At 70.8% G+C, this 8,642-nt stretch carries 10 protein-coding genes; 6 read left to right on the top strand and 4 right to left on the bottom strand.

Annotated features, from left to right (window positions below; translation table 11 throughout):
- Window positions 1-184: 184 nt before the first annotated feature.
- Both greA and ACFV61_RS32180 read right to left on the bottom strand, forming a co-directional pair.
- Window positions 185-685, bottom strand: coding sequence for a transcription elongation factor GreA (gene greA, locus ACFV61_RS32185; protein ID WP_063348012.1), 501 nt, complete (start codon window positions 683-685; stop codon window positions 185-187).
- Window positions 686-1,132: 447 nt separating this feature from the next.
- Window positions 1,133-1,549, bottom strand: coding sequence for a DUF4307 domain-containing protein (locus ACFV61_RS32180; RefSeq protein ID WP_380495487.1), 417 nt, complete (start codon window positions 1,547-1,549; stop codon window positions 1,133-1,135).
- A gap of 240 nt (window positions 1,550-1,789) precedes the next feature.
- On the opposite strand from ACFV61_RS32180, the gene mca reads away from it, so the two are divergent.
- From mca to ACFV61_RS32165, 3 genes are all read left to right on the top strand, one after another.
- A complete protein-coding gene (mca, locus tag ACFV61_RS32175; protein ID WP_380423844.1) occupies window positions 1,790-2,695 on the top strand; it encodes a mycothiol conjugate amidase Mca in 906 nt (301 codons plus the stop codon).
- Between the two features lie 315 nt (window positions 2,696-3,010).
- Window positions 3,011-3,550, top strand: a complete 540-nt coding sequence (locus ACFV61_RS32170; RefSeq protein WP_380495485.1) for an NUDIX hydrolase — start codon at window positions 3,011-3,013, stop codon at window positions 3,548-3,550.
- A gap of 43 nt (window positions 3,551-3,593) precedes the next feature.
- Complete coding sequence (locus tag ACFV61_RS32165) at window positions 3,594-4,793, top strand: phosphotransferase (RefSeq protein ID WP_380495489.1); 1,200 nt, start codon at window positions 3,594-3,596, stop codon at window positions 4,791-4,793.
- A 16-nt stretch (window positions 4,794-4,809) separates the two neighbouring features.
- Here the strand turns inward: ACFV61_RS32165 and ACFV61_RS32160 are convergent, their stop codons facing one another.
- Window positions 4,810-5,277, bottom strand: coding sequence for an NUDIX domain-containing protein (locus tag ACFV61_RS32160; protein ID WP_380495484.1), 468 nt, complete (start codon window positions 5,275-5,277; stop codon window positions 4,810-4,812).
- A gap of 97 nt (window positions 5,278-5,374) precedes the next feature.
- Window positions 5,375-5,572, bottom strand: coding sequence for a hypothetical protein (locus ACFV61_RS32155; RefSeq protein ID WP_380495482.1), 198 nt, complete (start codon window positions 5,570-5,572; stop codon window positions 5,375-5,377).
- Between the two features lie 118 nt (window positions 5,573-5,690).
- On the opposite strand from ACFV61_RS32155, the gene ACFV61_RS32150 reads away from it, so the two are divergent.
- The 3 genes from ACFV61_RS32150 to ACFV61_RS32140 all read left to right on the top strand — a co-directional run bounded on the left by ACFV61_RS32150 (window position 5,691) and on the right by ACFV61_RS32140 (window position 8,402).
- Window positions 5,691-6,530, top strand: coding sequence for a helix-turn-helix domain-containing protein (locus tag ACFV61_RS32150; protein ID WP_380423728.1), 840 nt, complete (start codon window positions 5,691-5,693; stop codon window positions 6,528-6,530).
- On the top strand, window positions 6,515-6,721 hold the full coding sequence (locus ACFV61_RS32145; RefSeq protein WP_380423727.1) for a DUF397 domain-containing protein: 207 nt from the start codon (window positions 6,515-6,517) through the stop codon (window positions 6,719-6,721). Before ACFV61_RS32150 ends, ACFV61_RS32145 begins: the two co-directional genes overlap by 16 nt.
- Before the next feature lie 88 nt (window positions 6,722-6,809).
- Window positions 6,810-8,402 carry a pentapeptide repeat-containing protein gene (locus ACFV61_RS32140; RefSeq protein WP_380495480.1) on the top strand — a complete coding sequence of 531 codons (1,593 nt, stop codon included), beginning with the start codon at window positions 6,810-6,812 and terminating at the stop codon, window positions 8,400-8,402.
- Window positions 8,403-8,642 lie beyond the last annotated feature (240 nt).

Here is an 8,642-nt window from a genome sequence, read left to right as displayed (position 1 = left end):
CCGCCCCCCTACTCTTCCCCTCGTTGCTGGGGTGGGGGCTGGTTCTGTGGTTGAAACGCCCCCGCCCCCCCCCGCCCCCCCCTCGGGGGGGGCCCGGGGAGTCCAGGGACTCCGCGGCCGCCCTCGTCGGTCGGTCAGGTCTGGTCAGGCCGGGTCAGGCCAGATCAGACCGGATCAGGCTTGGTCAGCCGGCGTGCGGCACGACCTTGACGATCTTCACCATGGCGGGCTTGCCGTTCGGCAGCTCGTAGGTCGCCTCGTCGCCGATCTGCTTGCCGTCGATCGCGCGGCCCAGCGGCGACTGCGGCGAGTAGACGTCCATGGTGTCGGAGCCGGCGACCTCGCGCGAGGCGAGCAGGAACTCCATGGTGTCGTCCTCGTCGCCGTCGAAGGCGACCGTGACGACCATGCCCGGGGCCACCACACCCGAGTCGGCCGGCGCCTCGCCGACCTTGGCACGCTCCAGCAGCTGGGTCAGCTGGCGGATGCGCAGCTCGTACTTGCCCTGCTCCTCCTTGGCCGCGTGATAGCCGGCGTTCTCCTTGAGGTCCCCCTCCTCGCGCGCCGCCTCGATCTTCTGGGCGATCTCGATGCGCCAGGGCCCGGTCAGGTGATCCAGCTCGGCCTTCAGCTGGTCGTAGCCGGCCTGAGTGAGCCAGGTCACGTTCTCACTGGTCTGGGTCACGGGTGCTCCTCGTAGGTGCTGGGGCTGTGCTGCGGGTGTGAGTCGTCAGCAGGGTTGGTGGTGATATCGGTCGTAACTACAAAGCAACGCCCGCTCCCGTACCATCCGGTGCGGAAGGGGCGAAACCACGAGCCTAACAAGTCCTGCCGACAAGCAGAAGGGTCGTTTGCGCGCCATTGACGTCGGCGTTGCGCCACGGTGTACAGCGAATGCGCCACGGTGTACGGCGGTGGTGCGTGCCGGGCCGGGTGCGGGACTTCCTACGGATGCCCGTTCTCCCGATCGGTTATGCGCCGGTGTCCGGCAGAGTACCGGTGGTGCCCGGCAGAGTACCGGTGAGCGGGGCGCGGTGCCGGTGCGACTCGGCGGGCGGGCCGCCTGCGCAGGCGGCCGGACGGACTCCCTGCGCAGGAGGCCGGGCCCACTCCTTCGCGCTTCTTCGCGGGCTTACTTCTTCGCCGGCGTGCAGCCCAGCAGTTCGGCGGTGGTGCCGCGGGCGGTGGTCCGCAGCGTGACCACGGCGTCGTAGCTGGAGCCGTCGGCCGGCACCGGGAAGTCGGCCACCCCGACCACCGAGCCGTCCGCCCCCTGCGAGCGGACCGTGCAGCTGCCGGCCGTCCCGCCGCTCTTGCGCACCGCCAGGTGCAGCTCGACCTCGGAGTCCGAGACCGCCTGGAAGGTCGGCACCGAGCCGTTGATCGTGGTCTCGCGCAGCAGGTAGGAGCCGCCCAGCCAGGCCACCAGGCCCAGGCCCAGCACGCCGCAGACCGCGCCGGCCACCTTCAGGCGGCGGTCCGAATCGCGGTCGCCGCGCCGGCCGTAGCGCCCCTCGGGCAGCTGCGGGGTGGTGGTGCTCGCGTTCATCGGACCCAGTCCTCTCCTGACGGGAGGGGCCGCGCGGGTGGTGCGGGGGAATGCGACGCTCCTCCAGTCCGTCACTATAGGAGGGGCACGCCCGCGGCCGGTCCGGCGGGGGCGGGGCTCGACCGGGCCGGGGTACGTCCGCGGCCGGTCCCGCGGCGACGCGGCCCCGACGTGAGCGGCTCGTACGGTGGGCGGACCGGACTTCGCGGAACGCCCGATATGTGGAAGGAACGCAAGGCGTTGACTGAGCAGTTGCGACTGATGGCGGTGCACGCCCACCCGGACGACGAGTCCAGCAAGGGCGCGGCCACCATGGCCATGTACGTCGAGCAGGGAGTGGACGTGCTCGTGGCCACCTGCACCGGGGGCGAACGCGGGTCGGTTCTCAACCCCAAGCTCCAGGGGGACCCGTACATCGAGGAGAACATCCACGAGGTGCGCCGCAAGGAGATGGACGAGGCCCGGGCGATCCTGGGCGTCAAGCAGGCCTGGCTCGGCTTCGTCGACTCCGGCCTGCCCGAGGGCGACCCGCTGCCCCCGCTGCCCGAGGGCTGCTTCGCCCTGGAGGACGTGAAGGAGGCGGCCGAACCGCTGGTCCGGCTGATCCGGGAGTTCAAGCCGCAGGTCATCACGACCTACGACGAGAACGGCGGCTACCCGCACCCCGACCACATCATGACCCACAAGATCACCATGCTGGCCTTCGACGCCGCCGGCGACCCGGACGCCTACCCGGGGGCCGGCGAGCCCTGGCAGCCGCTGAAGGTCTACTACAACCACGGCTTCCCGATGGGCCGCATCCGCGCCCTGCACCAGTACCTCACCGAGCACGGCCACGACTCGCCATACGGCGAGTGGATCGCGGGCTGGGAGAAGAGCGGCCGCCAGGAGCGCGAGATCACCACCCGGGTGAGCTGCGGCGACTGGTTCGAGACCCGCGACCGCGCCCTGATCGCCCACGCCACCCAGATCGACCCCGACGGGCCGTGGTTCCGCGTCCCGCTGGACGTCCAGCGCGAGGTCTGGCCCACCGAGGACTACGAACTCGCCCGTACCCTGATCGACGTGGACCTGCCGGAGGACGACCTGTTCGCCGGCCTGCGCACCCCCACCCTGGCCGTCGAGGCCGCCGACACGCGCGACTGAACCACCCCCCCAGGGGGGGGGGCGCCCCCGGGCCGGGCGCCCCCCCCGCCGCCCACCCCCTTTTCGCTGTTGCGCACTTCGCCATTTCGCCGGCGACAAGCGGCGGCCTGCTCTGCGGCCATCTCGCCGAGCAGGGACCGCGCCGGGAACGGGCCGCCGGATCGGTGAGGCGTCAACTGGCTTCCAGCGATGACGCATTGCGCATGTCGGTGAGGGCTGAGGCCAGGCGGGCGGAGCCGACGGCGGCAGCGAGCGCGGAGGCCTGGGCGGCTCCAACGAGCGCCCGGAGTCAGGCCGGAGCCGTACAGTCCAGCCATGACCCACCCCGCCGCGTCATGGCGCGAGATCGAACGCACCACCATGTTCAGCAAGTTCGGCCGGTCCGTGGAACGCGTCGACTTCGAGCTGCCCGACGGACGGACGGAGGAGTTCTACCTCAAACGCGAGCGCCCAACCGGCGCCGTGCTCGCCCTCACTCCCGACCAGCACGTCATCCTCGCCCGCCAGTACCGGCCCGGCCCCGACCGCGTGCTGTACGAACTACCCGGTGGCTTCATCGAACCCGGAGAAGAGGCAGCCGAGGCCGTCGCCCGCGAACTGCTGGAGGAGACCGGCTACCAGGGCGAGGTCCACGCGGCCGGACCGTACTGGCACGACGCCTACTCCACCGCCCTGCGCTTCGCCTTCTACGCCACCGGCTGCGCCAAGGTCACCGAGCCGACCCCGGAGCGCACCGAGTTCATCGACGTGGTCACCCTGCCCCTGCCCGAGTTCCGCTCCACCGTGCTGCGCAGGGGCCAGATGACCGACACCGCCGCCGCCTACCTCGCCCTGGACCGCCTCGGGCTCCTCTGACCCGGGGCGTACGGGCGGGCCGGCGTCCCAGCCCACCCGCGGCCTGCTCACCGCCGTCGGGTACTTCGAGGACGCCACCGTGGAGACCGGCTGCACCTGGATCGTCCCCGGCTCCCACCGCGCCCCGTACGCGGGCGTCCCACAGCCCGACGGCGGCGGCACCTGGATGGACGAGCACCCCGAACTCTCCGGCCTCTCTGGCCTCTCCGACCAGGCCGTCCCGGTGCCGGTCCCGGCCGGCGGCGTCTTGCTCTTCGACGGGACCCGGACAGCAGCGGTTTCGGGAAAATCGCTGGCGGCGGTGGCGCCCGGCGTGAAGGCTCGCACCGTGGCCCTTCACGAGAACGAGATCTTCGCGGACCAGGCGGTCGTCCGCTCCCTGCTCCGGGAGCAGCGGCCGCACTGGGCCGGCCTGTCCGTCTCGCCGGCCGGCGCGGGCACGGACAACACGATGTACCGGCTCGGCGACGACCTGCTCGTGCGGCTGCCGCGCACCGCGCAGAGCGCGGAGTCCGTGCGGAAGGAGTTGACGTGGCTGCCGCGGCTGGCACCGCACCTGCCGTGCCGCGTGCCGGAGCCGGTGCACGCCGGGACGGCGAGTGCCGCGTTCCCGCTCGCCTGGTCGGTGTACCGCTGGATCGACGGCGAGGAGCCCGGCCCGGGGTCGGTCACCGACTGGCCCGCCTTCGGGGCCGACCTGGCGGCGGTCGTCAAGGACCTGCACCGCGTCCCGCTCATGGGGGCCGTCCGCCACGGCGCGCTCAGCTGGTACCGCGGAGGCGACCTGCGCGACAGCGACGAGTCGATCACCGCATGCTTCGAGAAGTGCCGGACGATCCCGGGCCTGGACCTCGACATCGAGCACCTGCGGCACCTGTGGCGAAGCGCGCTCGCCCTGCCCGGGGCGTCCGGCCGCCAGGTGTGGCTGCACGGCGACCTGAAACCCTCCAACCTGCTCGTCCGGCAGGGCAGGCTGCACGCGGTCATCGACTTCGGATGCCTGTCGGTCGGCTTTCCCGACGCCGAGCACGCCACGGTGTGGGACCTTCCGTCCCCGGCCCGCCAGGCGTACTGGGACGCCCTCGGCCTCGACGACGTGACGTGGCTGCGGGCCCGGGCCCGGGCGTGGGCGGTCGGCGTCGGGGTCGGCGGGCTGTCGTACTACTGGGGCACCTATCCCGGCTTTGTCGGCGAATGCCTGTCGCGGCTGTCCGCGATCCTGGAGGCCGCCGGCGCGCGGTGAACCAGCACGGCGGTCCTCAGGTCGCGCGCTGTCCGTGGAGGAGGACGGGCAGCGCGCGGCCCGCCAACGCCTCGCTGACGCGGGCGAGTTGGGAGGGCGCCATGACGTCCGGGAGTTGGCGGGCGGGGACGAAGCGGGCGCCGAACAGGCCGCTGCGGTGCCGGGGCGGGACGGCGAGGCGGACGTCGTCATGCACGGTGCCGCCGTCGAAGACCAGGTTGAGGCGCTCCAGGTAGCGGTCGGCGGGGGTGAAGTCGACCGCGAGGACGTCGGCGAGACGGAGGTTGAGCCCGGTCTCGGCGTGCAGGTTGCGGGCGGCGGCAAGGTGCGGGGGCTCGTTCGGCTTCGCGGCACCGCCGGGCAGGATCAGCCCGTCCATGTAGTCCGGGTCGACGAGCAGGACGTCACCGCGCGGGTTGCGCACGAGGACGAGGCAGCCGAGCCGGCACACCGGCGGCTTGGCGAGCAGACGGGGGTCACGCATCGGGCGGTTCACCTTCTGAGGGCGGCGAGGAGTACGAGGGAGAAGCCCGCCAACCACAGGAGGCGGGCGAGGAGTTCAGCCGTCATGCGTCCGGCTCTCACTCCCCCGGCCGCTTGTGGACCTCGAAGACGCGCCACGTGCCCCAGGCGTCGGAGAAGGAGCTGAACCCGCTGAGCTCACCGTCCGGTTGGCGCAGCCACTCCCGGGTGACCTCGTTGCGGACCCGGTAGAGGCGGGCCCCGGTGTCCCAGCGCACGCCGTAGCCGTGGTGGCGGGGAACTTGGGCATCGGCCATGGGAATAACCTTCCGCAATCAGCGTTTCACGTTCTGTGCACATGATGGCCCCGCACCACCTAGCATCGGAAGTGATATGCGACTTGCAGTCAGGCCAGCCGTGAGTTGGGGAAGCTCCATGAACAAGAAGACCATCGACCCGACCTCGTCCCCGTGGGCCGCCTTCGGAGTTCAACTCCGCAGGTCACGCGAAGCAGTTGGGCTCACCCAGGTCCAACTGGCGAAGAAGGTCGGGTGCACCGCATCGCACCTGTCCTACGTCGAACTTGCACACCGGCCCCCGAGCCTGCAGCTGGCGGAGCTCGCCGACCAGGAGCTCAAGACCGGCGGCACGCTGGTACTGATGTACTGGCAGCTCAAGCACACCGCATTGTTGGAGGGCTTCCCGGAGTACACCAACTACGAGGCCCGAGCGGAGCAGATCAAACTCTTCGAGATCAACGTCATCCCCGGGCTCCTACAGACACGGGCCTACGCCGCGGCGATCGAGGCCGGCTACGTCCGACAGGGCAGCACCTCTCCGGAACAGGCCGCCGAACGCGTCGATTTCCGGATCGCCCGACAGCAGATCCTGGACCGGACACCACCGCCGTTCCTGCACGCCGTGCTCGACGAAAGCTGTCTCAGCCGAATCATCGGGGGCCGGGAGGTCATGCTCGACCAGCTGACCCACCTCGAAGCGTTCGCCCGCCGACCGAACGTGGTGATCCAGGTGGCGCCGTACTCCCTGGGCGAGAACCGGCCGTTCATTCGTCCGGTGACGCTGCTTACCATGCCGAACCACAAAATGCTCGCCTACCTGGAAACTGAGCAGCGTGGCTACATCGACCGGGATTCTCAGCCGACCAGGGAACTGGACAGGAGCTACGATCGCCTTGTAGTCGAGGCCATGAACCAGGCCGACTCACTCGCAACGATCAGCTCGGTACGGAGGAAGCTCGAATGGATGTCGAACTGACTGACGCCTGCTGGAAAAAGAGCTCATACAGCAGTGGCGGCGGCCAGTGCATCGAGGTGGCCGAGGGTTTCGCCAACGTGACACCCGTCCGCGACTCCAAGGACCCCCACGGCCCCGCCCTCGTCTTCCCCTCTTCTTCCTGGCAGGCCTTCGTCACCGCCGTCCGTACCGGCGAATTCGGCGCCAACTAGGCCTACCGCTGGGCCTACGACGGCTCCCCGCTCAAAGCCACGTGAACCCCCGAAGGGTCAACGCGGTGCTGCGCTAGGGTCTGACGGCATGGGATCACCGACGGAACCGGACGCCTCCGGGGAGTTCCAGCGGATAGCCGACTGTTTGGCGGGACCGGGCGCCGACGCGCACCACGCCGGCTTGCAGGAGCTTGAGGTACTCGCCCGGGCACATCCCGCGCTGCGCCAGCCTGCCGCCGACGCCGTGTGCCGTTACCTGCGCGGCACGGTTGTGGAAGCTGTCGACAGTGCTGTCGCGCTTCTTGTCGCGCTGGCGCGGGGCGGAGACCACCTCGCCTTCGCTCTGGAGGGCGCCGTACTGCCGGACGTCGACTTCAGCGGCTGCTCCTTCGGTCCGACGGTCTTCGCGGACGCCCACTTCCGCGGCCGCTGTGTCTTCGACGGCGCTCACTTCCGCGACGACGCGATCTTCGCGCGGGCCGTGTTCGAAGGCGAGGCGTCGTTCGCCGACGTCAGGTTCGGCGCAGACGCCCACTTCGGGCTGGCGCGGTTCCACTCCCCGGCCGGCTTCGCCGGCGCCCGGTTCGACAATATGGCCTGGTTCGGCCGTGGTGAGGAGTCCGTCCAGGAGGACGACTCCCGATTCGAAGAGTTCGACGAGGACGGCGATCTGCCCTCTGGCAAGCCGGATCCGTTCGGCGTGCAGATCCCCTGGCGCGAGCCGAACGAGGCCGATCCCGGCTGGCCGAGCGCCGTGCTTCAGGAGGACTACCAGACCTGGTACGAGGGCAGCGACGGCACCTGCTTCCGGGATCGGGTGTCCTTCCACGGCGCGCGATTCCACGGTCCGGCCTGGTTCTGGAAGGCACGGTTCGGGGCGGATGCGGAGTTCGGCGACGCCTGGTTCGGCGATCAGGTCCATCTCGACCAGCCGAGTGTGGATCTCACCGGCGCGACCGCGGACACTGTCGCCGACGAAGACGACGCTTCGGAAGTCGACGACGCGGAAGAGTCGTTCAGCCCTCAGCAATGGCCCTTCGGCTGGGGGCTGCGTCCCGAGGACAACGGGCCGGGCCGGCTGGTGACGGACGAGTCCGTGGCGCCCTACGCCCACCAGCTCGCCGACGCCGACCCGGCGGTGCGGCTGTCCGGACTGCACGTGCTCGACGCGCTCGGCCAGGCCCGCGCCGCCCAGCGGGCCGGAATCGTCGACGCGGTCTGCGGATTCCTGAGGGCGCCGCTGGCGTTCGAGGCCGGCGATGAAGCCGCGCTCACCGCGGAGCAGGTGGCCGAACTGAGGCTGCGGCGGACTGCGCAGCAGATCCTCACCGACCACCTCCGCCCTCACGACCCCGGGGCGGCGCCGGATTCCCCGCCGCGCGAACAGTTCTGGGACGGAGTCGAGCTCAGCCTTTCCGCCGCCACTCTGATCGACTTCGACCTCAGCGACTGCCGGTTCGCGCGTGCGGACTTCATGGGCACTCAGTTCCACGGGACCACCAACTTGGAGCGAAGCGCGTTCAAGGCGCACTTCATGCTGCCGGGCGGCGGCGGATACGCCACGTTCCACGGCGAATGCCGCACCGCCGGCGCCGCCCTCACCGAGGGCTGGGCCGGGCAGAGAAGCGCCGACGAGACCCTCCAGCAAATTCGGGCGCGGTCGGCCGAGGTGACTGTCTGAGTCAGTCCGCCAGCCGTCGACCGGCACCAGGCCGGGCGGCTGGATCTGGAGGCTGTCGAGCCAGGCCGCGATCTCTCGCAAGAAGGCCCTGATCACGAAGATGGCCAAGTCATCCCCGACGAGGGCAGGGTCTACAGGTTCAGCCCCCCGTTTGGGGCGCGGGCGCCCGCCCGCGCCCGCCCCGCGCCGCGGGGGCCCCCCCCGCGGCGGGGGCGGGGGGAGACCGCGGCGCGGGGTGTC

This window comes from Kitasatospora sp. NPDC059817 (assembly GCF_042731835.1).
Lineage (GTDB): Bacteria > Actinomycetota > Actinomycetes > Streptomycetales > Streptomycetaceae > Kitasatospora.
The sequence above is the reverse complement of the archived record's forward strand: the minus strand, read 5'-3'. Positions and strand labels throughout refer to the sequence as shown.